Raw genomic sequence first — 24,710 nt, 5'->3', positions numbered from 1 at the left:
CCAGTTGCTAATATCGGCAGTTAGTGAATCATGCGGGCGGATGGGAGGGGCCGATGAGCAGGCCCTTGTACCAGCTCAAGGCGGAGTTCTTCAAGACCCTGGGCCATCCGGCGCGGATTCGGGTGCTGGAGCTGCTGAGCCAGCGGGAGCACGCGGTGGCGGAGATGCTGCCGGAGGTGGGCGTCGAGGCGGCGAACCTGTCGCAGCAGTTGGCGGTGCTGCGCCGCGCGGGGCTGGTGGTCACGCGCAAGGAGGGGTCCACCGTCTACTACTCGTTGACCAGCCCGGATGTGGCGGAGCTGCTGGCGGTGGCCCGGCAGATCCTCACGGGGGTGCTGGCGGGCCAAGTGGAGCTGCTGGACGACCTGCGCGCGCCTGCCGGGCAGGCCCGCGGCCGCAAGGGGTCCGCCGCCAGGGGACGCTGACACCGGCGTCCGGGGCTGCGGTCCCGCATGCCCGATAATTGCAAAAATTTGCAACTCTGCACATAATGCAGCGTGCAGGGGTGGGGTTGGTGCCCGACAGGGATGAGGGGCGATGAGCTGGTTGGCGGGACTTGGCTGCGCGCCCCGGGATCGGCGCCGGTGACGCCGGCCCGCCGGACGAGCCGGTCGGTGGACAGCAGTCGGGGCGCAGGCGGTGACCGCATGCTGGTCGCCGCGGTCGTGGTCGACGACGGGGCCGGGGGTGAACTCCCCGCCGACCGGTGCGCGGCGGCGATCGAGCGCTGGGGCGGGCTGGCCGCCCGCGTGGTCGATCTCGATCTCGGCGGCCCGCTCCGCGAGGACCTCTGGGCCCGCATTGCCGAGTCCGACGCGGTCTTCCTCCCCGGTGCGCGCCCCGGAGACGCCGAGCGGATCCGGGACCTGCTGGGCGTGCCGGTCCTCACCTGGCGCGACACGGCCGCTGCCGTCCTCGTCGCCCAAGCCCTCACGACCCTGACCCGCCTCGGCCATCCCCCGGGCCTCAGCCGCGTGGTGGTCGCGGGCGCGGACGCCATGCCGGTTGTCACCCCGCTGCTGCTGGCCGCCAGCATCCACGACATCACGGTGTGGAACCCCGCCGACGCCGCCGTGTTCCCCCTGCGGGACATCGCGGTGGACGCGCACGTCGTGCTCGACCTGGGCGCTCTCTGGCCCTGGACGGGACCGGCCGACCGGGACCCGGTCGTCATCACCGCGCGCAGCGACCACGACCCGCTGATCGCCCTGCCCGGCCTGCTCCGCGCGCTGGCGGGCACCCCCGGCGCGCAGCCGCACGTCCCCGTGCTGCACGCCTGCGTGCTCGCGCTGGTCATGGCCACCGGAGCCGACCACCACCTGCCTAGGATCGCGGCCGGGGAACTGGCCGATCGGATCGCCGACGCCGCCACCGCGGTGCTGCGGGCGCCATCCCGCCGAGTCGACGGCTGACGCGCGACCAGTCCACGTCTAGCGCAATTGCGAATATCTGCAATTGCTCTGGTACGGTTCCCGGCAGGCCCTCGGGCGCCGCCTGCGCCAGGCGTCCAAGAGGGTGTTGACCACGGGGAGTGTCGTGCGAGTCCTGCTGCACCGGTTCTGCGTGCTTGCCCAGCAGCAGCGGTTCGCCGTGGTGGCCACCTGCCCGCCCTTGCAGTCCGATTCGGACACGCGATGAGGGCCGTTTGGTCGCGGCTGCGCCCGCTGCTGCCCACTCGGGCGGACGGGGCCGCGGTGCGGCGGCACTTCCGCCGCGACCTGCTGGCCGGGCTGACCGTGGCGATCGTGGCGCTGCCGCTGGCCCTGGGCTTCGGGGTGTCCTCGGGGCTGGGCGCGCAGGCGGGCCTGGCGACCGCGGTCGTCGCGGGCGCGCTCGCTGCCGTGTTCGGCGGGTCGAACCTGCAGGTCTCCGGCCCCACCGGCGCCATGACCGTCATCCTCGTGCCCATCTTCGCCGCGCACGGCGCCGGGGGAGTGCTGGCCGTCGGGCTGATCGCGGGGGTGGTGCTGGTCGGGCTGGCGCTCGCGCGGGCGGGCCGCGCCATGCGCTACGTCCCCGCGCCGGTGGTGGAGGGCTTCACCCTGGGCATCGCGTGCGTCATCGGGTTGCAGCAGGTCCCCGCCGCCCTCGGGGTCACCTCGGTGGAGGGCGAGCGCGTCCTGGAGACGGCCTGGCACGCGGTGCGCGCGTTCTTCGGCTCGCCGAACTGGATTGCGCTGGGGCTCGCCGCCGCGGTCGCCGCGATCATGCTGGTCGGCGCCCGGTGGCGGCCCGCCGTCCCGTTCTCGATCGTCGCGGTGGTCGCGGCTGCGGTCGCCGCCGCGGTGTTCTCCCTGGACGCCGCGCCCATCGGCGACCTGCCCGCCGGGCTCCCCGCGCCGTCGCTGGGCTTCGTGGACGTCGCCGCGCTGCCGTCGCTGCTCGCGCCCGCGGCGGCCGTCGCCCTGCTCGCGGCGCTGGAGTCGCTGCTGTCGGCGTCGGTGGCCGACGGGATGACCATCGGCCAGCGGCACGACCCCGACCGGGAGCTGTTCGGCCAGGGGCTGGCCAACATCGCCGCGCCCCTGTTCGGCGGCGTCCCGGCCACCGGGGCGATCGCGCGCACCGCGGTCAACGTCCGCGCCGGGGCGTCCTCGCGGCTGGCGGCGCTCACCCACGCCGCGGTGCTCGCCTGCATCGTCTACGCCGCCGCGCCGCTGGTCTCGCGCATCCCGCTGGCCGCGCTCGCCGGGGTCCTCATCGCCACCGCGATCCGCATGGTGGAGGTCGGCAGCTTGCGGACGATGGCCCGCGCGACCCGCGGCGACGCCGCCGTCCTCGTCCTCACCGCGCTGGCCACCGTCGCCCTCGACCTGGTCTACGCGATCGTCATCGGCCTGCTGGTCGCCGGGGCGCTCGCGCTGCGCGCGGTCGCGGGCCAGGCCCGCATCGACCAGGTGGGCATCGCCGCGGACGTGCCGGGCGCGACCAGCGACGAGGAGCACCGCCTGCTCGCCGAGCACATCGTCGCCTACCGCATCGACGGCCCGCTGTTCTTCGCCGCCGCCCACCGGTTCCTGCTGGAGCTGCCCGACATCGCCGACGTGTCCGCGGTCGTGCTGCGCATGTCCCGGGTGACCACCATCGACGCCAGCGGCGCGCTGGTCCTCAAGGACACCATCGACAAGCTGGAGCGGCGGGGGATCGCCGTCCACGTCTCCGGCATCCGCGACGGACACCACCAACCGCTGGAAGCCCTCGGCGTCATCCACCGCCTCGACGCCGACGGCCGCGTGTTCGCCACGACCCCGGAGGCGATCGCCGCAGCCCGCGACCGCCTCCGCAGCGCGGGCATCCTCCCGACGCCCGACGACCATGTGGCGGCCGATTGACCCGCTACTGCGGGCAGTACTGGGCGTCGCCCCCGTACAGGCACACCGAGCGCCACTCGGAGGTGTACTCGGTGGAGACGAGCTCCCAGTTCTCCCCCACCAGCTCCCGGTCGATCTCCCCGAACCCGATGACCGCCCGGACGTGGGCGAGCTGGTCGCGGTTGAACTCCGGGCCGCCCGCCCCCAGGTAGATCGTGGCGTGCTCCTCCTCGGCGGGGCACTTGACCGGGTTGAGCCTGCCGATCTCGGCGATCGACCCCTGCCTGACCTCCAGGTAGATCACGCCGCCGGAGTTCCACCCGTCGCCCGCCTGCGGGCAGCTGTAGGTGACCCGGCTGGAGACGTTGCTGGTTTCCGGCAGATAGCGGGTTTCCCCCGTGACCACCGACCACTGCTGAGCAGCGGCGGGCGCCACTCCCACCGTCACAGCGGTCAGCAGAACCGCACCCGCCACGACCACCGCCCTGCGCCCGGGGAACCCCATGACCCATCCCTTCGAGAGGCGAATCCGACTGGGGATTCGTTCCCGGTTCCCACCCCGGTACCCGCGTTGTCGCTCGTGCGGAGGAGGCCACACCCTCCTGTGAGGGACGCCGGGTGGCGCGCACCCCGCCAAGCGCTTTCCGGTGATAGTCCTCTCCACTGTGGTCAGTCAACGGGCCGTGCCCACGATCTGGGCGAGGAGGTGGTGGGCGATGTTCTTCGAGGCCAGGTCGGTGGACACGGGGTGCGCCGGTGGGCTGAGATGGTGGGCGTGGCGGACGAGGTGCGGGTGGCGACGGTGCAGTTCGAGCACCGCGCCGACGACAAGCAGTACAACCTGGGACGGGTCGAGCACTTCGCGGCCCAGGCCGCGGCGGCGGGTGCGCAGCTGGTGGTGTGCCCGGAGATGTGCGTGACGGGGTACTGGCATCTGCGCAGGCACAGCCCGCAGGCGCTGGGCGCGCTGGCCGAACCGGTGGACGGGCCGTCGGTGAGCGCGGTGCGCGAGCTGGCCCAGCGGCTCGGCATCGGTGTCGGCGCGGGGTTCCTGGAGAGCGCCGACGGCGCGCTGTTCAACTCCTACGCGCTATGCCTGCCCGACGGGGCGCTGCACGTGCACCGCAAGCTGCACGCCTTCGAGCACGAGGCGATCAGCAGCGGCGACCGCTACACGGTGTTCGACACGCCGTGGGGGATCCGGATGGCGATCCTGATCTGCTACGACAACAACCTCGTCGAGAACGTCCGCGCCTGCGCCCTGGCAGGCGCCGCGGTGCTGGTCGCCCCGCACCAGACCGGCGGCACCGCTTCCCGCAGCCCGCACGGCATGCGCCCGATCCCCCTGGCCTGCTGGGACAACCGGCACACCGACCCCGAGGCGATCGAGCGCGAGTTCCGCGGACCCAACGGCCGCGGGTGGCTGATGCGGTGGCTGCCCGCGCGCGCCCACGACAACGGCATGTTCGTGCTCTTCAGCAACGGCGTCGGCCGCGATGACGACGAGGTGCGCACCGGCAACGCCATGGTGCTCGACCCCTACGGCCGCATCCTCGCCGAGACGTGGGCGGCCGCCGACGACCTGGTCCTCGCCGACCTCGACCTCGGGCTCGTCCCGCTGTCCACCGGCCGCCGCTGGCTCGCGGGCCGCCGCCCGGAGCTGTACGGCTCCCTGACCCAGCGCCGCGGCGACGAACGCGACCCGCGCACGGCCCGCTTCGCCGCCGAACCGGTCGACCTCTGAGCGGCGGCCGGACCCGGGCGGAGAGCATGTCGCGCTTCCGCCCGGGCCCGGTGCCACCGCTGGATCAACCGCCGCTGATCAGTAGCGGAAGATGAACCAGTAGAACGATTGGCTCACGCTCGCCCCCGAGCTGTCGGTGACCGTGACGCGCGGGTGGTAGTTCGCCCACGTCGTCGGGGTGCCGCTGATCAGGCCGGTGGACGGGTTGATGCCCAGCCCGGCGGGCAGGCCGGTCGCGGCGAAGCGGTAGCCGCCGCTGGCCGCCAGCTGCAGGGTCAGAGCCAGCCACTGGCCAGAGGTGGCCACCCATAGTCGGCCGATGGACGAGATCGACCCCGGATTTCTCGAGCCGATCGGCCTCGGCGCCACCGAAGGCACGGTCTACCTGCGGTTGCTGCGCGAGCCCCGGGCCGAGTCGGGCGAGCTCGCCGCCACCCTCGGCCTGTTCGCGGCAGGCCTGTCCCGGGCGCTGGGGAACCTGATCGAAGCGGGCCTGGCGACCCGCCGGCTGGCCAGCTGACAGCGATGACCGCAGCGGGACCGAGTCGACCGCTTCGCCTGTTAGGCGAGGCGGTCGACCTCGTGGTAGCTCGCCGTTCCTCAGCGCGGTGGTGTTCCACAGTCGACCGAAGGGACTTCCCCGGAGACGTCTGCGATCTGAGCCAGGTGGGATTGCACGGAGGCGGCCTCGGCGGTTCTGCTGTGGGCTTGGAACAGGTGCAGGGCTTGGGTCCATGCGGCCACGGCCTGGTCGTGCTGGCCGAGGGCGTGGTGGAGGTGGGCGAGGCGGTCGAGGGTGTTCGCCTCCTGGTAGGAGTTGTCGAGCTGGCGGAACAGGGCTCGGCCCTGGCAGTAGTGGCGCAGGGCGTCTCGGAGGCGGCCGGTGTGCTGGGCGATGTAGGCCAAGCTGTCCAGCGTGGCTGCCTCCAGATCGTGGAAGGAGTGGGCGCGCGCCAAGGGGAGGGCGGCCTCGCAGTAGGTGCGGGCGGGGGCGTAGTCGCCCAGTTGCGCGTGGTACCAGCCCACGCCGTTGAGGGCGTCGGCCTCCCACACGGGTTCGCCCAGCGTGCGGTAGAGGGCGAGGGCTCGCGTGCAGTGGCGCAGGGCCCGGCGGTTGTCGCCCATCTTCGCCAGGATCACGGCCAGCGCGCGGTGGGCGTGGGCTTGTTCGGCGAGGTCGCCGATGCTCTTGGCGATTGCCAAGGCTTCGGTCAGGTAGGCCGCGCCATCGGCGAAGCGGCGGACGCGACCGCAGGCGGCGCCGAGGAGCCGCCGTGCGGCGGCGCGGGTGGCCGGATCGCCCTGTTGGTCCGCGGCGTGCTTCCCGGCTTCCCACACCCCGACCATCTCGTGGTGGTTGCCGCGCCAGCGGTGCGAGGTGCCCAGGGACCACGTCAGTCCCCAGACCGAGGAGTGCCAGGCCCGCTCGACCGCCGAGGCGTGCGCGGCCAGCAGGTTGGCGTACTCGGTGCGGAACCACTCCCTGGCCTCCGCCGCGGTGGTCATGCAGTGCGGCACGTACCCCGGATCGGGCTCCGGCAGCGTGAACCAGGGACGGAAGGGATCCACGAGCGATTCAGCCGCATAGGTCGTGCGGAGGAGGAACTCGACCAGGCGACGCAGCCCCGCATCCTGGTCATCCGCCGTCCAGTCGTGCTGCGCCCGCTCAGCGGCGTAGAGCCGCACGAGGTCGTGCATGCGGTAGCGCCCGGGTGCGTGCTGCTGCAGCAGATGCGCGTGCTCCAGTTCCCGCAGCAGGACTCGGAGTTGGGCAGCGGGTCGGTCGAGAAGCCGCATGGCCGCGGGAAAGCCGATGTCCGGCCCAGGCGCCAAGGCCAGACCTGCGAACACGAATGCGGCCTCGTCGCTCAGCGCCGCGCAGGACGACGACAGCACGGCCCGCAGGTTGGTGCTCAGCTCACCCGCGTCGAGGGCGTCCAACCGGTTCGCCTGGTCGCGCAGTTCCTCGGCCAGCACGGCCAGCGGGAAGCTGGGGGATGCGTTGGCCCGCGCCGCGACGATGCCGATGGCCAGCGGGAGACCTCCGCACGCGGTCAGGACCTCGGCTGTGGCCTCGGGTTCCGCCGCGACGCGGCCCGACCCGACGCGGCCTTCCAACAACTGGAGGGCCTCGTCCTCGTCCAGCACATCCAGGTCGAGCAGCAGGGCACCGTGCGTGGTGGCCAGACCGGTCAGCCTGCGGCGGCTGGTGATGAGAACCATGCAGGCTGAGCTGCCGGGCAGGAGCGGCACGACGTGGTCGGTGTCGGCGGCGTTGTCCATCAGGATCAGCATCCGCTTCCCCGCCACCAGATCGCGGTAGAGGTTGACCTGGGCGTCCAGGTCATCGGGTATCCCCTGTGCGGCGACCCCGAGCGCATCGAGGAAGGCGCGGACCGCAGTGGACGCCGGGGTGGGCTCCGCGTCGCGGGCGAACCCGCGCAGGTTCACGTGCAGCATGCCGTCCGGGAACCGGTCTTGGTGGCAATGCGCCCAGTGCAACGCCAGCCAGGTCTTGCCGACACCACCCGTCCCGGTGATCACCGTGATCGGGACGCTGCCGTCACCTGCCGCGGTCTCCATCGACTCGGTGAGGCTGTGCAACTCCTGGGCGCGCCCGACGAAGTGCCTGGGCGGCGGTGGCAGACGGCACGGCACGGACGCTCGCGCCGGTGCTTGGACGGGGGCGAGGCCGGGGTCTGCGACCAGGATCCGCTGGTGCAGCTCGCACAGCGGTTGGCTGGGGTCCGTGCCGAGGTCTGCGGCCAGCAGCTTCCGGGTGCGTTGGAAGTGCTCCAGCGCGTCGGATTGCCTGCCGTTGCGCACCAGGGCGAGCATGTACTGCCCGGCGATCCGCTCGTCCAGCGGGTGCTCCCGCGTCCGGCGCTCCAGCTCCGGAACCGCTTCCGCGTGCCTGCCCACGGCCAGGAGCAGGTCGATCCGGTCGAGTTCGGCCGAGAATCGCTCGCTGGTCAAGTGATTTCGCACGCCGTCGAGCCATTCCGTGGCCAATCCGGTGAATGCCTCGCCGTTCCAGAGATCCAGCGCCTTCTCCAGAGCCGCCAGCGCCGCAGCGGGTTCCTCGGTCGCACGCGAGCGGGCGAGCAGTTTGCGAAACAAATGCAGGTCTACCGAGTCGATGTCGGCGGACAGAACCCATCCGCCGACGCGACGTGTGATCGTCATATCAACATCGGATAGGGCGTGCCGCAGCCGGGAGAGGTAGGAGTAGAGGGTCTGCTTGCCGCAGTGGGGGAGTTGCTCTCCCCACACCCGCAGCATGAGCTGCTCGGCGCTGACCCAGCGGTTCGCATCGACCAGCATCGCCGCCAGAACGCACTGCTGCCGAGCGTGCCCGAGGTCTACCCGACCACTGCCGCTCCACGCTTCAATCGGTCCGAGCACGCGAACTTCAACCATATCCGCCCCTTAGTGCAGCGGCCGGGAGCACCTACACCACCGCGCTGCGCAACCAAAGTTCCAGGTCGTCCGCAGATCCCCCCAGACCGCCCCGCCAGATTAGCCTGACCGACTTCCACGAGGGGCAGATCGGAACATCCAATGGCGCGTGGAAACCCCGCAGTGGACCGATTGGTGCAACACAAGGGCGTCTGCAGTCGGCTTTCCTCCACGAATGTCCAGCTTGTCTTCTTCGCCACTGAAGTGCAGTCGGACAGCTTCCGCCTGCGCAGTGACAGTGGACTAGACCACTGCGCCACGGTCGCAACCCGGTGCGGCAAGGGTGCGGTGGCGCGGCGACCGAGCTGTGATCGCCCCCGGCAGCGCTCCGGTGTCGAAGACGAGATCAGCCGGTGGCGAAGAGGCAACGCCTGTCCGGGATGATGGCGGCGGGCAGGTCGGCGAAGATTGAGAGGGCGCGGCCCGCGTCGGCGCGGTCGCGGTAGTTCGGGCTTGTTGCGAGTTCCTTCAAGGCGGCGATGGCTTCCGCACGCGACACCAGGGCCTCCCTAACCCGCGTTGAGGTACGCCAGGACCGCCAGCACCCGTCGGTGGCCCACCTCATCCCCCGCCAGGTTCAGCTTGGCGAAGATGTTGCGGATGTGCTTGGCCACCGCGCCCTCGCTCACCACCAGCCGCTGCGCGATGCCGCCGTTGGCGTGGCCTTCGGCCATCAGCGCCAGCACCTCCCGCTCGCGCGCGGTCAGCGATGCCAGCGGGTCGCGGTGGCGGACCAGGAGTTGGGTGATGACCTCCGGGTCCATCGCGGTGCCGCCCTCGGCCACGCGGCGCAGGGCGTCGAGGAAGCGGTCGACGCGGCCGACGCGCTCCTTGAGGAGGTAGCCGACCGCGCCTGCGCCGTCGGCGAGGAGTTCGGCGGCGTAGTCCTCCTCCACGAACGCGGACAGGACCAGGACGGGCAGGCCCGGGTGGGTCTTGCGGGCCTGGACGGCGGCGCGGAGGCCGTCGTCGGTGAAGGTCGGGGGGAGGCGGACGTCGACGACCACCGCGTCGGGGCGTTCGGCGTCGACGGCGGTGAGGAAGTCGGTGGCGTTGTCCACGGCGGCGGCCACCTCGATGCCCGCGGTGTCCAGCAGCAGGACGAGCCCCTCGCGCAGGAGGGCGTCGTCCTCGGCGATCACGACCCGCACGGCAGCTCCGCGCGCAGCTCGGTGGGGCCGCCGGGCGGGCTGTTCAGCTCGAACCGGCCGTCGAGGGCCTCGACCCGGCGGCGGATGCCCGCCAGGCCGCTGCCCAGCGCCTCGTCGGCGCCGCCGCGGCCGTCGTCGGCCACCCTGATCAGCAACGCATCCTCCCGGGTGTGCAGCGCGACCGCGATCTGCCCGGCCGACGAGTGCTTGGTGGCGTTGGCCAGCGACTCCGCGATGATGAAGTATGCCGCCGCCTCCACCGCGGCCGGCCGCCGCCCGACGTGGGCGAGGTCGAGCAGGCACGGGATGGGGCAGCGCGCGGCCAGCGCGGTGACGGCGCCGTCCAGGCCGCGGTCGGACAGCACCGGCGGGTAGATGCTGCGCACCACGTCGCGCAGCTCGGCCAGCGCCGACTCCGCCGTCTCCTGCGCCTTGCGGACCAGGGCGAACGCCTGGTCCGGGTCCTGGGCGCGCAGGTGGTCGGCCAGGCCCAGCTGCATGACCACCGCCGCGATCCTGGCCTGGGTGCCGTCGTGCAGGTCGCGCTCGATCCGGCGCAGCTCGGCGCCGTGCGCGTCCAGCGCGGCGGCCCGGGTCGCGGTCAGCTCGGCCACCCGGTCGGACAGGGCGGCGCCGTCGGTCGGCCGCAGCAGCCACCGGGCCAGCCGCGCCTGCGCCCGCGCGGCCGCGGGCAGCAGCAGCGCCAGCCCCGCGTACGCCACCGCGGCGAGCACGGCCACCCCGGCCAGCGGCCACGACGTCACCTGGTAGTCGAACCCGCTCGGCGCGCCCCCGGGCACCGCCCACCAGTACAGCGGGATCGCGGCCTGGTTCACCGCGGCCAGCGGCAGCCCGACCGCGAGCGCGCCCCCGAACAGGCCCGCCACCCCGTGCAGCGCCGCCCACGCCAGGTCCCGCCAGGTCGCCGGGTCGGCCACCACCGTCCTGACCTGCTGGCCCACCGGCCCGTCCAGCGGGCGGTACGGGCTCGGGATCGCCGTGCCGAGCAGCGCGCCCGCCCGCTGCCGCTCGCGCTCGGCCAGCGCGCGGGTGCGCCGCGCCACCTCGGGCACGGCGGGGATCCCGAGGCCGAACAGCCCGCACAGCGCCGCCACCAGCACGGTGACCAGCACGGCGGCGAGCGCCAGGGCGGCGGTGACCCACCCGGCCGCCAGGTAGCGGACCCCCGCCCACACGCGCGACACCAGAGCCCGATCCATGCCGCGATTGTGCGCCATCGGGCCCGCCCGACCGCGATGGTGGTGCCAGCACCACCCCGGGTCCGGGTTCCCGGGGGATCGAAACCGCCCCGCCGCGCGCCTAGCGTCGTCCACACCAGACAACGGGGGAAGGGCAAGGGGATGCAGGCGGTGGCGACGAAGCACGCACTCGGGCTCCACGAGGTGCGGAAGGTGTACGGCCGGGGCGGGGGAGCGGTGACCGCGCTCGACGGGGTGACCGTCGGGCTGCCCGCGGGCAGCTTCACGGCGGTGATGGGGCCGTCCGGCTCGGGCAAGAGCACCTTCCTGCACTGCGCCGCCGGGCTGGACAAGCCGACGTCGGGCCGCGTCGTGCTCGGCGGCACCGACCTGACCGGCATGGGCGAGAAGGCGCTCACCGCGCTGCGCCGCGACCGGGTCGGCTTCATCTTCCAGGCGTACAACCTGCTCAACGCCCTCGACGTCGAGCAGAACATCACCCTGCCGCTGCGGCTGGCCGGGCGCGCCGCCGACCCGGCCTGGCTGCGCGAGGTCGCCCACCGGGTGGGCATCGCCGACCGGCTGCGGCACCGGCCCGCCGAGCTGTCCGGCGGCCAGCAGCAGCGGGTGGCCATCGCCCGCGCCCTGGTCACCCGCCCCGACGTGGTGCTGGCCGACGAGCCGACCGGCGCCCTGGACACCCGCACCGGCAGGCAGGTCCTCGAACTGCTGCGCGAGCTGGTCGACACCACCGGGCAGACCGTGCTGATGGTCACCCACGACCCGGTGGCGGCCTCCTACGCCCACAGCGTGCTGTTCCTGGCCGACGGCAGGCTCGCCGGGTCGCTGGCCCGGCCGACGCCGGAGACCGTGGCCGAGCGCATGACCCACCTCGGGGAGTGGTGACCGTGCTCGCCCTGTCCTGGCAGACCGTGCGGACCCGGCTGAGCGGGTTCATCGGCGCGTTCCTGGCCGTGCTGTGCGGCACGGCCCTGGTCGGCGCGTGCGGCGTGCTCATCGAGTCCGGCCTGCGCTCCGGGGTGCCCACCGAGCGCTACGCGGCGGCCGCGGCCGTCGTCGGGGCCGAGCGCAGCGTCCGGCCGCCCGGCGCGGACGTGCTGGCCGTCCAGCAGGTCACCGAGCGGCCGACCGTCGACGCCGGGCTCGTCGACCGGGTGGCGGCCGTCCCCGGCGTTCGCGCAGCGGTGGGCGAGGTCGACTTCGCCGTCGGCGTGTTCGGCGCTGACGGCCCGGTCACCGGCATCCCCGTCCGCGGGCACGCCTGGGACTCGGCCGTGCTCGCGCCCTTCACCCTGACCACCGGGACCGCCCCAGCCAGCGCCGACCAGGTGGTGCTCGATGTCGACCTAGCCGATCGCGCGGGCGTGGCGGTGGGCGGCGCGCTGCGCGTGGAGACCGCGCTGGACGTGCGCGAGTACCCGGTCGTCGGCCTGGTGTCGGCGCCGTCGCTGGCTCGCCAGTCCGCCGTCTTCTTCAGCCGGGACCGCGCCCAGGTGCTGTTCGACCGGCCGGGCCAGGTCCACGCCGTCGGAGTCCTCGCCGCTGATGGCGTCGACGCCGACGCCCTCGCCGAGCGGCTAGAGCGGGAGCTGGCGGGCACCGGGGTCGAGGTGGCGACCGGCGCGGACCGCAGCATGCTGGAGTTCACCGACGTCGGCCAGGCCCGGACGCTGCTGCTGGCGATCGCGGGCTCGTTCGCCGGGGTCGCGCTGCTGGTGATGGTCTTCGTGGTGAGCAGCACGCTGGCCCTGTCGGTCGCGCAGCGGCGGCGCGAGTTCGCGCTGCTGCGCGCCATCGCCGCCACCCCGCGCCAGGTCAGGGCGCTGATCGGTGCGGAGACGACGCTGGTCGCCGCGGTGGCGGGTGGGCTCGGCGGGGTGGCCGGGCTGGCCGTGGCGGGCTGGCTGCGCGACGCCTTCGCCGCGATCGGGCTGCTGCCCGCCGACTTCCCGCTGGCCCTCGGCCCGCTGCCTGCCATCGCCGCCGCCCTGCTCGGCGTCGGCGCGGCCCGGCTCGCGGCATGGGCCGCCGCGCGCGGACCTGCGCGCATCCCGCCCGTCGCCGCGCTCGGCGAGGCCGCCGTCGAACCCCGCGGGCTGGGGCCGGTGCGGCGGGCCGTCGGCGCGTTGTTCCTGGTCGGGGGCGTCGGGGTGGCGACCCTGCCGCTGGCCCTGCACGGCCCGATCGGCAGCGCCATGGCAGGCATGTCGGCGCTGCTGATCGTCATCGGGCTGGCCGTGCTCGGGCCGCTGGTCGTCGGCCGCGCCGTGCGCTGGGTCGCCCGCCCGCTCAGCCGGTTCTCCCCGGTCGCGGGGCACCTCGCGGCGGCGAGCAGCGTGGCCAACACCCGGCGGCTGGCCGCCGCCACCACCCCGCTGATGCTGGCAGTCGGGTTCGCCATCGTGCAGTTCTTCAGCCAGTCGACCACCGCCGATGCCACTGAGCGCCAGACCGACCTGGCCACCGTCGCCGATCACGTCATCACCAGCCGCACCGGCGTCCTGCCCCCGGAGGTCGCCGACGCCGTCCGGGGGCTGCCCGGGGTCGCGTCGGCCACCGCGGTGGTCCGGACCAGCGTCATCACCGCGGACGGCACGCAACCGGTCGAGGTGCAGACCGGCGCGGCGATGGGCGTCGACCAGGTCGCGGGCACCCTCAACCTCGGCGACATCACCGGCGACCTCACCGCGCTCACCGGCAACACCGTGGCCCTGAGCGAGCCCGAGGCGAGCCGCCTCGACAAGGCCATCGGCGACGAGGTGCCGCTCTACCTCGGCGACGGCACCGAGACCCGCCTGCGCCTGGTCGCCACCTACACCCACGACCTGGCCTTCGGCGACGTCATCCTCCCCGCCGACCTGGCCCGCTCCCACACGACGGACAAGGTCGACACCTCCGTCTTCGTCCGCCTCCACCCCGACGCCGACCCGGCCGTCCTGGTCACCCTCACCGACCGCTACCCCGGCGTCGTGGTGGGGGACCGGGCGGCGATGACCGCGGCGGGCGACACCGCCCAGCAGCAGCAGTTCTGGGTCAACCTGGTCGCCTTCGGCGTGATCCTCGGCTACATCGTCATCTCCGTGGCCAACACGCTGGTGATGACCACCGCCCAGCGCGCCCGCGAGTTCGCCCTCCTGCGGCTCATCGGCGGCACCCGACGCCAGGTCCGTCGGATGATGCGAACGGAGGCGGTCGTGGTGGCGGCGATCGCGGTGCTGATCGGCACCCTCATCCCGGTGCTGCCCCTGGCCTTCCTCGGCCTCGCCCTGGCAGGCAACCCCGTCCCCACCGGACCGATCGCCGTCTACCTGGCGATCATCGGATCAGCCGCCGCGCTGGCCCTGCTGTCCATCACCATCCCCACCCGAACCGCCCTCCGCGGCCGCCCGGTCGACGTGATCGGCCTCCGCGAGTAAACCCCGCTGCGCCTCCAGATCTCTGGGGGCGCAGCAGGATCGGCACCGCGTGGGGTGCGGTCAGGAGATGCCCAGCTCGGCGCCGAGCGCCTGCCGGTCCTGGGCGAGTTGCTGCGGGTCGTAGTCCGGCCCGCCGCCGCCGCTGGGCAGGCAGTCCTGGCCTTCGCCGGGGTTGAGCATGCTGGCGATGTTGATGACCTTGCCGCACAGGTTGACGGGGAGGTGCAGCGGGAAGTCGTCCAGTTTCGTGGCGGAGACGCCTGCGGTGTTCTGCGCTTCGAAGCCGGTCATGTGTCAGACCTCTTTCACAGGTGCATCTTGGTCAGGGCGGCGTCGACGACTTCCTGGAGCTTCCGGTAGGCGGCCACCGCCTCCTGCTTGTTCCAGCCCGGCCCACCGCCGTCCTCCGGCGCGTCGCTGATGTTGTCCACCATGCGCTGCGTCAGCTCCCGGCACTTCCTCGCATCCGACATCCCGCAGCGGAAGTCGTCACTCGATGGTGAATGTGCCGTCGAAAGTGGCCTCGGTCGCGCCCCCGGGGGAGAAGCAGTCGACGGCGCCGTTGACGATGTCGACGGAGACGCTGGCCCGGAAGCCCTCGCCTGCGAAGCGGCCCTCGCACCGCGCCCGCGAGTTTGGCCGTCGACAGGGCGGTGCCGGTCAGGTGGACGTCCACGACGCTGCTGTCCTGGCCGCCGTCCTGGAGCCGCCAGGTGATCCGCGCCCGGCCCTCGTTGCTGCCCGGGCTGGCGAAGCAGGACAGCAAACCCCGCACCGATCCGTCGAACGACGCCGACGCACGACACCGCCAACATCCACGCACCGACGAACCTGGTCCAAGCGGGCCAGTTGCGCGGTGCCGAGCACTTCAACGAGCCGCGCACCAGGCGAAGCCCGTCCGGTGGGACAGTTTCGGTGACGATGGCGCGTCGATCGGGTGCGGATCGTGCGCTACGGACTGGTGGTCAGCGCCGCGTTCATCGGCCCCGGCCGGGTGCGGTGGTCGTGAACCTGGTGGAGTGCAGGTGTTTCCCCAGCACGGAACCTTTCCGCGTCCGGCTCAGTCGTGCTGGGCGTCGGCTTCGGTGGGAGTCTCGGACTTGTAGGCGAGGGCGGCGTCCAGCGCGCTGATCAGGTGGGTGGTTGCGTTGTCGGCCAAGGCAACGGTGTTGAGGTCGATCGCGGGATACTTCTGGATGATCGTGTCGTCGTCGTGGAGGAGGGCGGCGTCCAGTGCCGGGTGGGTGCGCAGCGCCTGCACGACGGCCAAGGAGAGGGCGGGGTCGGCCCAGGTCAGTGAGGCGAGGCTGAGGACGATGGACGGGCGGCCCCCGGTGAACCAGATCGACCACAGTGAACGGCGCTTGCCTGCGATGACGTAGTGCAGGGCGCCATTCGGCTCGGCGCTGGTGCCGCCCTTGAACTGGGCCCCGTGGGCATCGGCGTGGGCCAGAAGCGCCTCGACCACCTCAGCGGCGGGCCCGGTGAGCGCGTCGTCGATGTCCTTCCTGTCCCACTTCCGTTTGGTAGCAGGAGAAGGACTCGGCACCGGCGGCGGAGGGCCGATGACCGCGTGGATCGCAGTCGCCAGCTGCTGAATCCATTCGAGGGCGTCGGTCACGTCGGCATCGGTGATGGGCCTGCGCGCACCGGTGCTGGCGTCGATGTCGGTCTCGTGGGCAATGCGATTGCGCCGCCAGACGATCTCCTTGAGGCGCTCCTGCACCGAGGTCGCAGTTGCGCCCTGGCCCATCTCCTTGGCCACGGCCGGCCACAGGGGCGTGCTGCAGACATACGCGAAGGCTTGTTTGATGTTGGCCGGGTTCTGGAATGACAGGTGCCCGAACTGGTCGCGCAGGATGTCGGTGAACTGCTCGGCCAAGTCGGCCTTGTTCTGCATGACCGCCTCGAGGGTGCTCATCGGCACCGCGATCTTGGACCACCTGTCCGGTCGCGGGACCGAGGGGTTCATGGCGAAGCCCACCGCCCGCGCGTACACCTCGCGGTGCACCCAGTGGTCGAGCGCCGCCACCGCCTGCATCCACGCCGCGCGGTAGAGGTCGGTCACGTCGAAGGCGCCCACCTTCAACCGCTCCAGGTAGCGGCCCCCTCGGACCAGATCGAGCGCGTACTCGACGTTGCGCCCGAACTCCCCAAGAGGGGAGAGCGAGGTGTCGTCCACGTCGTCTTGATCATGAGCAGCCATGGCGAAGAGGGTACGACCTCCCGCCGGTGGCTTGATCGCTGGCTGGTCCACGTCCGTCCCGCCGCGCCCCGACAATCGTCTCAACCGACCGGGTGAAATTGCCCAACTGATCTCTTTCGTTGGATACGCTGTTCATTCCGGTTGGATTCGTCCACCTGTTTCAAAGGCGATGGGGGAAATGTTCGGGATACGAATGATCAAAAGCCTGGCCGCTGTCGCGTTGGCCGTGGCCGGTGTGCTCACGGTTCCGCAGGCCGCCTCGGCGGATGAGGTGGGGGTGGCTGCGGTGGCGCGCAACGGGGTCTGCGAGCCGGGCGAGTTCTGCCTGTTCCACGGCTTCGACTTCACCGGCTCGGTGTCGGACTTCAACACCTCGATCCCCAACTACGGGACCACCCAGCCCAGTTGCTACGAGTTCAAGGGCGACGGGGAAGGCAAGGGGGAGTGCGTGAAGAACAACGCGCTATCGGGCTACAACTACAGCAACCGCTCCGTCCGCCTCTACTACAACAGCAACTACGGCGGCACCTCGATCACCTTCGCACCCCTCGACGGACTGGACGGAGGCCTGGGCCCGCTCGACCACGAGAACGCCTCGCACAAGTTCCTCTAACCCACAGCCGGACCACACCAGCCCGACGTTGGGCTGACCGGCACCACCTACACAGACCACGGCCGCGGGCGACAAGTCCCCCGCGGCCGTGCACAGGGCGAGGGAATCGCCGCGGAGTCGTGAAGTGTAAGGGCGGCCGCTATGCCTGAATAGCGATGCGGTTCTGCCGAGTTGTTGGAGGACTCGTCCAGGAAGTCGGTAACAGCCGTGCGGCGGTACCGACCCGTATCACTCTACGTGGCCATGTCACCCGGCTGGTGCGCGGAAAGCGTTTGTGCAGGTGGCGATGGCGCCTGGGCGCATCTCCTCCACCCGGCCCGTGGCGGCCAGGACGGCGAAGGTGGTGTCGCCCATGTAGGTCGCGGCCAAGTCGGCGGCGGTGAGGCGGAGGGCGGGGGTGGAGGGGGTTCGTTCGCAGGTCGCGCCGGTGGGGTCGGCGGTGAGGTGGTAGCGGCCGGTGTTCCACGGGCAGAAGGTGTCTTCCACCTCAAGGATGACATCGAGTGGCGTCGCGTAGCGGCGGGCGGATAGGGCGCGGTCGATGTCTACCAGGCGGACCCATATGTCGTCGGTGGTGGTGGTGTGGAGGGAGCGGGGGTTGGCGAGGAGGTGGGGGAGGGGTTCGTCGGGGGAGCCGGTGGCGTGGAGGGTGGGGTGGCCGTCGATGTCGATAAGGAAGCGCCAGAGGGTGGCGTAGGCGGTGGGTGTGGACGCGGCCAGTTCGAGGACGTGGATGGCGCCGCCGCCGAGGCGGAACAGGGCGTAGCCGGTGGGCTTGTCCTCGGTGTGGTGGACGGCGAACCGCAGGGCGGTCGCGGAGCCGCGCATGTGGTCGTCGTCGTGGAGGAGGTCTTCCCACCAGACCGGGGTGCGGGCTCGCCAGCCGATCCGGGTGGGCCAGACCTCGGCGTAGACGGCCTCGATCAGCGGGCGGGCCTCGGCGCGGGGGAGCAGGAGGACCTGGCCGCCCGTGGGGACGCCCGGGCGGAAGCCCATCGCGCGGGTGTCGCCCTCGAAGCGGGCCTCGCGGGTGCCCATGCCGTAGCCGAAGCGGCCGTAGATGCCCCCGTCGGCGGCGTTGAGGGCGGCCACCGCCTCGCCGCCCGTCTCGTGCAGCTCGGTGAGCTGGCGGCGCATCATCGCGGTGAGGATGCCCCGCCTGCGGTGCGTGGGGGAGACCCCGACCCAGGACACGCGCGCGATCGGCAGCGCGGCGCCGGGCACCGCCATGACCCGGGAGAAGATCGCCGCGCCGCCGACGATCCGGTCGGCGTCGAAGGCGGCCAGCGTGCGGTCCAGCTCGATGGCCGCCCGCTCCAGGGCGAGCTCGCAGTCGCGGCGCTCCTCGCCGTAGGTGAAGGCGATCGTGCGCGCCCAGGTCTCGAACTCCTCGGCCCGGATCGGCCGCAGCGGGTGCATCAGGCGGCTTCCTGGGCGGCGGCGGCCTGGCGGCGCTCGGCCAGCGCGCTGGCCAGCACCAGGATCAGCACGATCACGCCGCCGCCGAGGATCGCCGCGGCGGGCGTCGTGGTGGCCATGACGGTCGCCGTGGTCGCCGCGGTGATGCCGTAGCCGACGCCGGTCGTGGCGTACATGATCGAGTACCCCGCGGTGTGCGCGGCCTCGGGCAGCCGGTCGCGCAGCGACAGGTTGCGGGTGATCAGCACGCACGCCTGGAACAGCCCGCCGATGGCGAGCGCGACGCCCATCCCGATCACCGTCGGCAGCAGGGCGACCGCGGCCACCGCCGCAATCGTCGCCAGCAGGCAGACCAGGCTGTGCCCGCGCGCGGTCCCCGGCCACGAGCGCCTGCCGTAGACGTAGGCGCCGATCACGCTGGTCACCCAGAACACCGTCAGCAGCGGCCCGACCCAGCCGACGGCCAGCTCCCGCGACTCCAGCAGCGCGGGCAGGGCCAGCTCCATCGTGGACACCATCGCCATGCTCGCCGCCGCGGTCAGGTAGATGGGCCAGGCCGACAGCAGGGTGTGCCCCATCGCCCGCTTGCCCGGCGGCGGGCCCTCCGCGGGTCTGCCGGGCGGCAGCCGGAACACCAGCAGGATGGTCACCACGTTGAGCGCCGCGCCGAGGGCGACCGGCGCCGAGGGGGACACCGCGAGCGCGAGGAAGGCCACGACCGCGGGCGCCAACGCCCACACCACGCTGATCAGCACGGTCTCCGCGCTCAGCGCCTTGGCGGCGTCCTTCTCCGACACCATCGCCGTCAGCAGCGCGCGCAGCCCGCTCGGCGAGGCCGCGGGGCCGACCCCGGCCAGGAAGGCGAACACGACCAGCGCGGCCGTGGGCAGCTCCCGGCCGATGGCGAGCGCGGCGAAGGCCGCCGCGCCCACGGCCAGCCCGCCGGCCAGGTGCCAGCGGGCGTGCTCCGGCTTGAACCACATGCCCAGCACGGGCGCGGCGACCACCTCGGCGAACACCCACACCGCGGCCAGCGTGGCGCCCAGGGTGTAGCCGCCGGGCAGGTCGCGCGCCAGGAAGACGAACGCCAGCGGGGCCATGGCGATCGGCAGCTTGTTGGCCAGCGCCGCGGCGGCCCAGGTGAAGACGGCCTTGGTGGCGATGCTGCGGTAGCCGGTCTCAGTCATCGGCGCCCTCCGCCGGGAACAGCGCGACCAGCTCGCGTTCCAGGGCCTCGGTCTCGGCGACGTCCGCGCCGATGATGGTCGCCTCGCCGCCCGTGTCGCCGAACACCGACACCAGCACGCCGGTGCGGGTGCGCTGGTCGTAGGCGAGCCCGCTGTCGACCAGCTTGGCGAGGGTGGCGTCGAAGGCGGGGAACGGGCACCCGCGGCGCTCGACCATGCAGCGGTCGGCGAGGTAGTCCCCGCCCAGCACCCGCTCGCCGATGCGGTAGAGGTGGCTGCACCCGCCGAGGCGGGCGTTCCACTCGTTGAACAGGATGCGCCCGTCGGGGGTGACCATCGCGTCGATGTTGGTGATGCCGCGGTAGCCCATCGCCCGCATCGCCTCGCCGAGGGCGATCGCGTGCGCCTGGAACCCCGGGAAGGCCGCCAGCTGCGACGTGGGCGGCGGGATCGGGATGATGACCCCGTTGATGATCGGCTTCATCCGCATCACCCCGTCCGCGACCAGGGTCGCGGCCTCCGCGCCGACCTCGACCTCGGCCCAGATCGGCAGCGAGTCGGGCTCGTAGTGCTCGACCACGACCCGGCTGCGCGATCCGCCCGAGTAGCGGTGCCAGGACGCCCGCAGGTGCTCGGCGAGCGCGGCCCGGTCGGCCACGCGCACGGTGGTGAGCGCGCCGATCTGGTCCGCGCCCGACTCGTCGGGGCGCAGGATCTCGTTGCCGAGCCCGCCGACGTGCACGTCCTGCTTGACGATGACCATCCGGCCGTCGGCGAGCAGCGGCCAGGCGAAGGCCAGCGCCTCGTCGGCCTGGTCGGTGACGATGCCGTCCGGGATCGGCAACCCGATCCCGGCGGCCACCGCGCGGAAGACGACCTTGCTGTTGAGCAGGTCGCCGCCGCCCTGGTCGATGAACCCGAAGCCGGGCACGGCCCCGGCCAGGCCGAGCCGGGTGACCAGCCTGCTGGCCAGCTCGTCGAAGCTGTAGGGCAGCACGCCCTCGACGCCCAGCTCGCGCAGGCTGCCCAGGAACGGCTCCGCTGTCACCCGATCGGTGGTCAGCACGTCCGCGCCGAGGTGGCCCGGGGGCGGGACCACGACGCGGAGCGCGTCGCGGTCCATCCCCAGCAGCCCGCAGGCGTAGCGCAGGAAGTCCTCGTCCGGGTGGCGGGCGAGCAGGAGGCCGTCCCCGGCCGCCGCGCTCCACAGCATGCGCTGGCCCTGGATCCCCGCGGTCCGGCGGGTGTCCGGCGCGAGGCCGGGCAGGGCTCGTTCGATCGCGTAATTTCCCACGACAAGGCGGGCCACCGGTGGCGATCCCCTCTCCCGTTGCGCCGCGCGGACCCGCGTGCCGGGACGGCCCTGGGCTCGACGGCGTGCGAACAGCCTCGTTGACTAGATCCGAGTGTGGACAGCCCGATCGTGCGGCGGCAACACCAAAACGCTAGCGCAGGCCCGCGCTGTAGGCCGTGGCGTCGCCGCTGAGGGCGACGCTCGGCCTGCCGTCGACGCCGACCGGGACCTGGCCGATGGTGGTCAGGCGCTCGCCCCGGCGGTGCTCGGTGCCGTAGTCGTAGATCGCGTAGTGCATGGTGGCCTGGTTGTCCCAGATGGCCAGGTCGCCGACGCGCCACTTCCAGCGCACCGTCTGCTCCGGGCGGGTGACGTACTCCTGCAGCGCCCGCAGGATGTCCCGCCCCGCCGAGGCCGACATGCCCACCACGCTGCGCGCGAACCCGCCCAGCAGCAGCGTGCGCTCGCCGGTCTCCGGGTGCACGCGCACGGCCGGGTGCTCGGCCTCGAACGCCTGCTCGATGTAGGCGCCGCGGTGGTCGACGGTGTCGGAGGTGAAGTCGGAGTCGTTGCTGTGCACCACGCGCAGCCGGTCGGCCAGGTCGCGCAGCTCGGGGGGCAGGCTCTGGTACGCCGTGGCGCAGTTGGCCCAGATCGTGTCCCCGCCCAGCGGCGGGATGACCTTGGCGTGGAGCAGGCAGAACGCGGGCGGGCGGTCGATGAACGTCAGGTCCGTGTGCCAGTGGTTGGCCTTGGTGCCGTGCTTGGAGTCCATCTCGCGCAGCGCGGGGCGCCGCTCGGGGGCGGAGTAGATGGGGTGGCTCAGGGTGAGCTCGCCCAGCCGCTCGGCGAACGCCTTCTGCGTGTCGTAGTTCAGGTCCTGGTCGCGCAGGAAGACCACCTTGTGCGCGAGCAGCGCCGCGCGCACCTCGGCGACGGTCTCGTCGCTGAGGGGGCCGCTGGTGTCGACGCCGCCGATCTCGGCGCCGATGTTGCCTGCCAGCCGGGTGATGGTGACGCCGGTCGGCCTGGTGAGCAGTTCCGTCACGGTCATGGCCTTTCTGGTTGGCGAAGGGCGCGGGACGCAGCCCAGCCGATGTTGCCAGAGGTTGTCAGGCTATGGCAATGTCTGTGCCATGGCAATGGTCACCACCACCGCGATCGTGGACGGCTACTCCACCGGGAACTTCCTCCCGCCCGCCTTCCGCGCGCTCGGCGTCGAGGTGGTCCACGTGCAGAGCACACCGCAGCCGCTGCCCGCGATGGCCCCGCCCGACCTCTCCGCCTACGCGGCCTCGGTCGTCTGCACCGGGGTCGACGACGCGGCGGGCATGGCCGCCCTGGCCGCCCACCGGCCGGGCGCGGTCGTCGCGGGCTCCGAGGTCGCCGTCCCGCTGGTCGACGCGCTGGCCGAGCGGTTCGGCCTGCCCGGCAACGGGACCGGCGGCTCGACGGCCCGGCGCGACAAGTTCCGGATGATCGAGGCCGTGCGGGCGGCGGGGCTGCGCTGCGCGCGCCAGGCCACCGCCACCGACCCCGGCGCCGCCGCCTCGTGGGCCGACCGGGCGGGCTACCCCGTGGTGGTCAAGCCGCTGGACTCCGCGTCCACCCAGAACGTCGTGGTCTGCAACGGCCCCGACCGGGTGCGCGCCGCCGCGGCCGAGATCCTGGGCGCAACGACCATGTTCGGCAAGCAGAACCAGGCCGTCCTGGTCCAAACGTACCTACCGGGCACGGAGTACATCGTGGACACCGTGAGCCGCGACGGCAGGCGCTTCGTCTGCGGGGTCTGGGAGTACGAGAAGTCCACCTCCGGCGCCGGGCGCCCGCTCTACGACCGCGACGTGCTCATGGACCCCGACGCCGCGCCCGTGCCCGAGCTGGTGGCCTACGTGGACGCCGCGCTCGACGCCCTGGGCATCCGGCACGGCCCCGCCCACGCCGAGGTGATCATGACCCCGGACGGGCCCGCGCTGGTCGAGGTGGGGGCCCGGCTCAACGGCAACATGAACCCGGACTTCCACGACCGCTGCATGGACGCCAACCAGGCCGGGCTGACCGCGCTGGCCTGCGCGCGGCCCGACGAGTTCCTGGCCCGGTACGGCGGCCGCGTCTACCGGCGCAAGCAGTCCGCGGTCGTGCACAACACGCAGACCACCCTGGACGGGGTGGTCGAGTCGATCGACCAGGCCGCCGTGGACGCCATCGCCGCGCTGCCGACGGTGTGCGACGTGGTCGTGCGGGTCGCGCCCGGCGCGCGCCTGCGGCCCACCACCGACCTGCTCACCAGCCCGCTGCGGGTGTTCATGGTCGGCGACGACGACGCCCTGCGCGCCGACCACAAGGTGATCGGCGACCTCAAGGACCTGGTCTACCGCTTGGCCCGGCCGTGACCGAGCCCGGCATGCTGATCGTCGGCGGGGCCAACCCGATCGGCTCCAGCATGGACATCGTGCGCCTGGCCCTCACCCAGGCCAAGGCCCGCGGCCTGCGCACCCACCTGACCCACCGGGCCGACGCGCTCGCCGCGACCGCGGCGGTCACCGCGCTGGCCGACGGCGCGTCCGCGGTCGACCCGGAGGACCCCGACGCTGGCGTGCGCTGGGTCCGCGAGCACGCGCAGCGCTTCGACCTCGTCCTCGGCCTGCGCGACCCGGTCGTGGTCGCCGCCGCCGAGTCGGCCCGCGCGCTGGGGGCGGCAGGCAACCCGCCGGAGGTCGTGCGGCTGGTGCGCAACAAGGACCAGTGCCGGGCGGCGCTGGCCGCCGCGGGCTTCCGCCAGCCCGCGTTCCGGCTGTGCGGCGACCTCGCCGAGGCCGCCGAGTTCCTGGCGGGCACGCGCGGGCCGTGGGTCGTCAAGCCGCGCGACGGCATGGCCAGCATCGGCGTGCGCGAGGTCCGCCGCGCCGAGGAGCTGCCCGAGGCCGTCGCGCTCCTGCCGGACCCGGGTCCGTTCCTGGTCGAGGAGTTCGTGGCAGGCCCCGAGTTCAGCGCCGAAGGCGTGTTCATCGGCGGCGAGCCGCGCGTGCTGGCGCTGACCGCCAAGGACAAGCTGCCCCCGCCGCACTTCGTGGAGGCGGGCCACGTGCTGCCCGCCGAGCTGCCCGAGCCCGTCCGGCGCGCGGCCGAAGGCGAGGTGGCCGCGGCGCTGACCGCACTCGGCCTGCGCTTCGGGGTGTTCCACGTCGAGTTCTGGCTGAGCGGCGAGGAGGTCGTGCTCGGGGAGGTGCACCCGCGCCCCGGCGGGGACTGGCTGCACGCGCTGCTCGGCCACGCCATCCCGGGCCTGGAGCTGTTCGGCCTGCTCTGCGACGACGTCCTCGGCCGCGCCGCCCCGCCCGACCTCGCGCCCACGCGCGCGGCCGCGGCGCGCTTCCTGGTCGCCCCGCCCGGGCGGCTGGTCCGCATCGACGGGTGGGACCGGGTGCTGGCCGACCCGGCCGTCCTGCACGCGGAGCTGTCGGTCGCGCCGGGTTCGCTCGTCCGGCCGGTCCGGGAGTCCGGCGACCGCGCGGGCGTGGTGGTCGTCGGCGCGGGCACCCCGGCCGAGGCCAGGGCTGCCGCCCAGCGCCTCGCCGACGCCGTGGGGTTCGTGGTCGAACCGGGGTGACCTGGGGGTTGCCAAGAGCGGCAAGGCACTGGCAAGGTGTTGCCAGCATCAGGTCGATAGCGGTCGAGCGGGAGGGGAGC

At 72.9% G+C, this 24,710-nt stretch carries 23 protein-coding genes; 10 read left to right on the top strand and 13 right to left on the bottom strand.

Going from position 1 to position 24,710, the window contains the following annotated elements:
• Positions 1–53: 53 nt before the first annotated feature.
• From ACWEPX_RS01885 to ACWEPX_RS01875, 3 genes are all read left to right on the top strand, one after another.
• Positions 54–425, top strand: a complete 372-nt coding sequence (locus ACWEPX_RS01885) for an ArsR/SmtB family transcription factor (protein WP_451895170.1) — start codon at positions 54–56, stop codon at positions 423–425.
• A 189-nt stretch (positions 426–614) separates the two neighbouring features.
• Positions 615–1,412, top strand: coding sequence for a hypothetical protein (locus ACWEPX_RS01880; protein WP_451895169.1), 798 nt, complete (start codon positions 615–617; stop codon positions 1,410–1,412).
• 222 nt (positions 1,413–1,634) lie between these two features.
• The gene (locus ACWEPX_RS01875; protein WP_451895168.1) at positions 1,635–3,332 is read left to right on the top strand and encodes a SulP family inorganic anion transporter; all 1,698 of its coding nucleotides are present in this window, start codon (positions 1,635–1,637) and stop codon (positions 3,330–3,332) included.
• Between the two features lie 4 nt (positions 3,333–3,336).
• Here the strand turns inward: ACWEPX_RS01875 and ACWEPX_RS01870 are convergent, their stop codons facing one another.
• Positions 3,337–3,759, bottom strand: a complete 423-nt coding sequence (locus tag ACWEPX_RS01870; protein ID WP_451895167.1) for a hypothetical protein — start codon at positions 3,757–3,759, stop codon at positions 3,337–3,339.
• A gap of 327 nt (positions 3,760–4,086) precedes the next feature.
• Here ACWEPX_RS01870 and ACWEPX_RS01865 point away from each other — a divergent pair, with 327 nt between their 5' ends.
• Positions 4,087–5,055, top strand: a complete 969-nt coding sequence (locus tag ACWEPX_RS01865) for a nitrilase-related carbon-nitrogen hydrolase (protein ID WP_451895166.1) — start codon at positions 4,087–4,089, stop codon at positions 5,053–5,055.
• Between the two features lie 78 nt (positions 5,056–5,133).
• Here the strand turns inward: ACWEPX_RS01865 and ACWEPX_RS01860 are convergent, their stop codons facing one another.
• A complete protein-coding gene (locus ACWEPX_RS01860) occupies positions 5,134–5,361 on the bottom strand; it encodes an Ig domain-containing protein (RefSeq protein WP_451895165.1) in 228 nt (75 codons plus the stop codon).
• Between the two features lie 13 nt (positions 5,362–5,374).
• Between ACWEPX_RS01860 and ACWEPX_RS01855 the strand changes: the two genes are divergently transcribed.
• Complete coding sequence (locus tag ACWEPX_RS01855; protein ID WP_451895164.1) at positions 5,375–5,575, top strand: hypothetical protein; 201 nt, start codon at positions 5,375–5,377, stop codon at positions 5,573–5,575.
• A gap of 80 nt (positions 5,576–5,655) precedes the next feature.
• On the opposite strand, the gene ACWEPX_RS01850 is transcribed toward ACWEPX_RS01855, so the two are convergent.
• The 4 genes from ACWEPX_RS01850 to ACWEPX_RS01835 all read right to left on the bottom strand — a co-directional run bounded on the left by ACWEPX_RS01850 (position 5,656) and on the right by ACWEPX_RS01835 (position 10,885).
• The gene (locus ACWEPX_RS01850) at positions 5,656–8,379 is read right to left on the bottom strand and encodes a BTAD domain-containing putative transcriptional regulator (RefSeq protein ID WP_451895163.1); all 2,724 of its coding nucleotides are present in this window, start codon (positions 8,377–8,379) and stop codon (positions 5,656–5,658) included.
• 481 nt (positions 8,380–8,860) lie between these two features.
• Positions 8,861–9,013: a hypothetical protein gene (locus tag ACWEPX_RS01845; protein WP_451895162.1), complete on the bottom strand. Its 153-nt coding sequence runs from the start codon at positions 9,011–9,013 to the stop codon at positions 8,861–8,863.
• A gap of 10 nt (positions 9,014–9,023) precedes the next feature.
• Positions 9,024–9,665: a response regulator gene (locus tag ACWEPX_RS01840; RefSeq protein ID WP_451895161.1), complete on the bottom strand. Its 642-nt coding sequence runs from the start codon at positions 9,663–9,665 to the stop codon at positions 9,024–9,026.
• Positions 9,653–10,885, bottom strand: coding sequence for a sensor histidine kinase (locus tag ACWEPX_RS01835; RefSeq protein ID WP_451895160.1), 1,233 nt, complete (start codon positions 10,883–10,885; stop codon positions 9,653–9,655). The genes ACWEPX_RS01840 and ACWEPX_RS01835 overlap by 13 nt, the downstream gene beginning before the upstream one ends.
• Positions 10,886–11,026: 141 nt before the next feature.
• Here ACWEPX_RS01835 and ACWEPX_RS01830 point away from each other — a divergent pair, with 141 nt between their 5' ends.
• Positions 11,027–11,770: an ABC transporter ATP-binding protein gene (locus tag ACWEPX_RS01830; protein WP_451895159.1), complete on the top strand. Its 744-nt coding sequence runs from the start codon at positions 11,027–11,029 to the stop codon at positions 11,768–11,770.
• Positions 11,767–14,301: an FtsX-like permease family protein gene (locus ACWEPX_RS01825; protein ID WP_451895158.1), complete on the top strand. Its 2,535-nt coding sequence runs from the start codon at positions 11,767–11,769 to the stop codon at positions 14,299–14,301. Before ACWEPX_RS01830 ends, ACWEPX_RS01825 begins: the two co-directional genes overlap by 4 nt.
• 60 nt (positions 14,302–14,361) lie before the next feature.
• Here the strand turns inward: ACWEPX_RS01825 and ACWEPX_RS01820 are convergent, their stop codons facing one another.
• From ACWEPX_RS01820 to ACWEPX_RS01810, 3 genes are all read right to left on the bottom strand, one after another.
• A complete protein-coding gene (locus tag ACWEPX_RS01820; protein WP_451895157.1) occupies positions 14,362–14,592 on the bottom strand; it encodes a chaplin family protein in 231 nt (76 codons plus the stop codon).
• Between the two features lie 14 nt (positions 14,593–14,606).
• Positions 14,607–14,774, bottom strand: coding sequence for a hypothetical protein (locus ACWEPX_RS01815; protein ID WP_451895156.1), 168 nt, complete (start codon positions 14,772–14,774; stop codon positions 14,607–14,609).
• A gap of 587 nt (positions 14,775–15,361) precedes the next feature.
• A complete protein-coding gene (locus tag ACWEPX_RS01810; protein WP_451895155.1) occupies positions 15,362–16,507 on the bottom strand; it encodes a hypothetical protein in 1,146 nt (381 codons plus the stop codon).
• A gap of 193 nt (positions 16,508–16,700) precedes the next feature.
• On the opposite strand from ACWEPX_RS01810, the gene ACWEPX_RS01805 reads away from it, so the two are divergent.
• On the top strand, positions 16,701–17,120 hold the full coding sequence (locus ACWEPX_RS01805; RefSeq protein WP_451895154.1) for a peptidase inhibitor family I36 protein: 420 nt from the start codon (positions 16,701–16,703) through the stop codon (positions 17,118–17,120).
• A 246-nt stretch (positions 17,121–17,366) separates the two neighbouring features.
• Here the strand turns inward: ACWEPX_RS01805 and ACWEPX_RS01800 are convergent, their stop codons facing one another.
• The 4 genes from ACWEPX_RS01800 to ACWEPX_RS01785 form a co-directional block, all read right to left on the bottom strand.
• The gene (locus ACWEPX_RS01800; RefSeq protein ID WP_451895153.1) at positions 17,367–18,539 is read right to left on the bottom strand and encodes a GNAT family N-acetyltransferase; all 1,173 of its coding nucleotides are present in this window, start codon (positions 18,537–18,539) and stop codon (positions 17,367–17,369) included.
• Complete coding sequence (locus ACWEPX_RS01795) at positions 18,539–19,726, bottom strand: MFS transporter (RefSeq protein ID WP_451895152.1); 1,188 nt, start codon at positions 19,724–19,726, stop codon at positions 18,539–18,541. The genes ACWEPX_RS01800 and ACWEPX_RS01795 overlap by 1 nt, the downstream gene beginning before the upstream one ends.
• Positions 19,719–21,035 carry a preATP grasp domain-containing protein gene (locus tag ACWEPX_RS01790; protein WP_451895151.1) on the bottom strand — a complete coding sequence of 439 codons (1,317 nt, stop codon included), beginning with the start codon at positions 21,033–21,035 and terminating at the stop codon, positions 19,719–19,721. The genes ACWEPX_RS01795 and ACWEPX_RS01790 overlap by 8 nt, the downstream gene beginning before the upstream one ends.
• A gap of 136 nt (positions 21,036–21,171) precedes the next feature.
• Complete coding sequence (locus ACWEPX_RS01785; RefSeq protein WP_451895150.1) at positions 21,172–22,074, bottom strand: TauD/TfdA dioxygenase family protein; 903 nt, start codon at positions 22,072–22,074, stop codon at positions 21,172–21,174.
• An 82-nt stretch (positions 22,075–22,156) separates the two neighbouring features.
• On the opposite strand from ACWEPX_RS01785, the gene ACWEPX_RS01780 reads away from it, so the two are divergent.
• Together ACWEPX_RS01780 and ACWEPX_RS01775 are read left to right on the top strand one after the other, a co-directional pair.
• Positions 22,157–23,413, top strand: coding sequence for an ATP-grasp domain-containing protein (locus ACWEPX_RS01780; RefSeq protein ID WP_451895149.1), 1,257 nt, complete (start codon positions 22,157–22,159; stop codon positions 23,411–23,413).
• A complete protein-coding gene (locus ACWEPX_RS01775) occupies positions 23,410–24,630 on the top strand; it encodes an ATP-grasp domain-containing protein (RefSeq protein WP_451895148.1) in 1,221 nt (406 codons plus the stop codon). Before ACWEPX_RS01780 ends, ACWEPX_RS01775 begins: the two co-directional genes overlap by 4 nt.
• The last annotated feature ends 80 nt before the right edge of the window (positions 24,631–24,710 follow it).

This window comes from Actinokineospora sp. NPDC004072, assembly GCF_053604195.1.
This window is presented reverse-complemented; position numbering and strand designations above follow the sequence as displayed.

What these genes read in the sequence shown, in the direction of transcription:
- ACWEPX_RS01815 (WP_451895156.1), bottom strand. Translation starts at nt 14,774, where the DNA reads ATGTCGGATGCGAGGAAGTGCCGGGAGCTGACGCAGCGCATGGTGGAC.
- ACWEPX_RS01885 (WP_451895170.1), top strand. Translation starts at nt 54, where the DNA reads ATGAGCAGGCCCTTGTACCAGCTCAAGGCGGAGTTCTTCAAGACCCTG.
- ACWEPX_RS01855 (WP_451895164.1), top strand. Translation starts at nt 5,375, where the DNA reads ATGGACGAGATCGACCCCGGATTTCTCGAGCCGATCGGCCTCGGCGCC.
- ACWEPX_RS01830 (WP_451895159.1), top strand. Translation starts at nt 11,027, where the DNA reads ATGCAGGCGGTGGCGACGAAGCACGCACTCGGGCTCCACGAGGTGCGG.
- ACWEPX_RS01805 (WP_451895154.1), top strand. Translation starts at nt 16,701, where the DNA reads ATGATCAAAAGCCTGGCCGCTGTCGCGTTGGCCGTGGCCGGTGTGCTC.
- ACWEPX_RS01800 (WP_451895153.1), bottom strand. Translation starts at nt 18,539, where the DNA reads ATGCACCCGCTGCGGCCGATCCGGGCCGAGGAGTTCGAGACCTGGGCG.
- ACWEPX_RS01785 (WP_451895150.1), bottom strand. Translation starts at nt 22,074, where the DNA reads ATGACCGTGACGGAACTGCTCACCAGGCCGACCGGCGTCACCATCACC.
- ACWEPX_RS01835 (WP_451895160.1), bottom strand. Translation starts at nt 10,885, where the DNA reads ATGGATCGGGCTCTGGTGTCGCGCGTGTGGGCGGGGGTCCGCTACCTG.
- ACWEPX_RS01780 (WP_451895149.1), top strand. Translation starts at nt 22,157, where the DNA reads ATGGCAATGGTCACCACCACCGCGATCGTGGACGGCTACTCCACCGGG.
- ACWEPX_RS01795 (WP_451895152.1), bottom strand. Translation starts at nt 19,726, where the DNA reads ATGACTGAGACCGGCTACCGCAGCATCGCCACCAAGGCCGTCTTCACC.
- ACWEPX_RS01810 (WP_451895155.1), bottom strand. Translation starts at nt 16,507, where the DNA reads ATGGCTGCTCATGATCAAGACGACGTGGACGACACCTCGCTCTCCCCT.
- ACWEPX_RS01820 (WP_451895157.1), bottom strand. Translation starts at nt 14,592, where the DNA reads ATGACCGGCTTCGAAGCGCAGAACACCGCAGGCGTCTCCGCCACGAAA.
- ACWEPX_RS01850 (WP_451895163.1), bottom strand. Translation starts at nt 8,379, where the DNA reads ATGCTGGTCGATGCGAACCGCTGGGTCAGCGCCGAGCAGCTCATGCTG.
- ACWEPX_RS01875 (WP_451895168.1), top strand. Translation starts at nt 1,635, where the DNA reads ATGAGGGCCGTTTGGTCGCGGCTGCGCCCGCTGCTGCCCACTCGGGCG.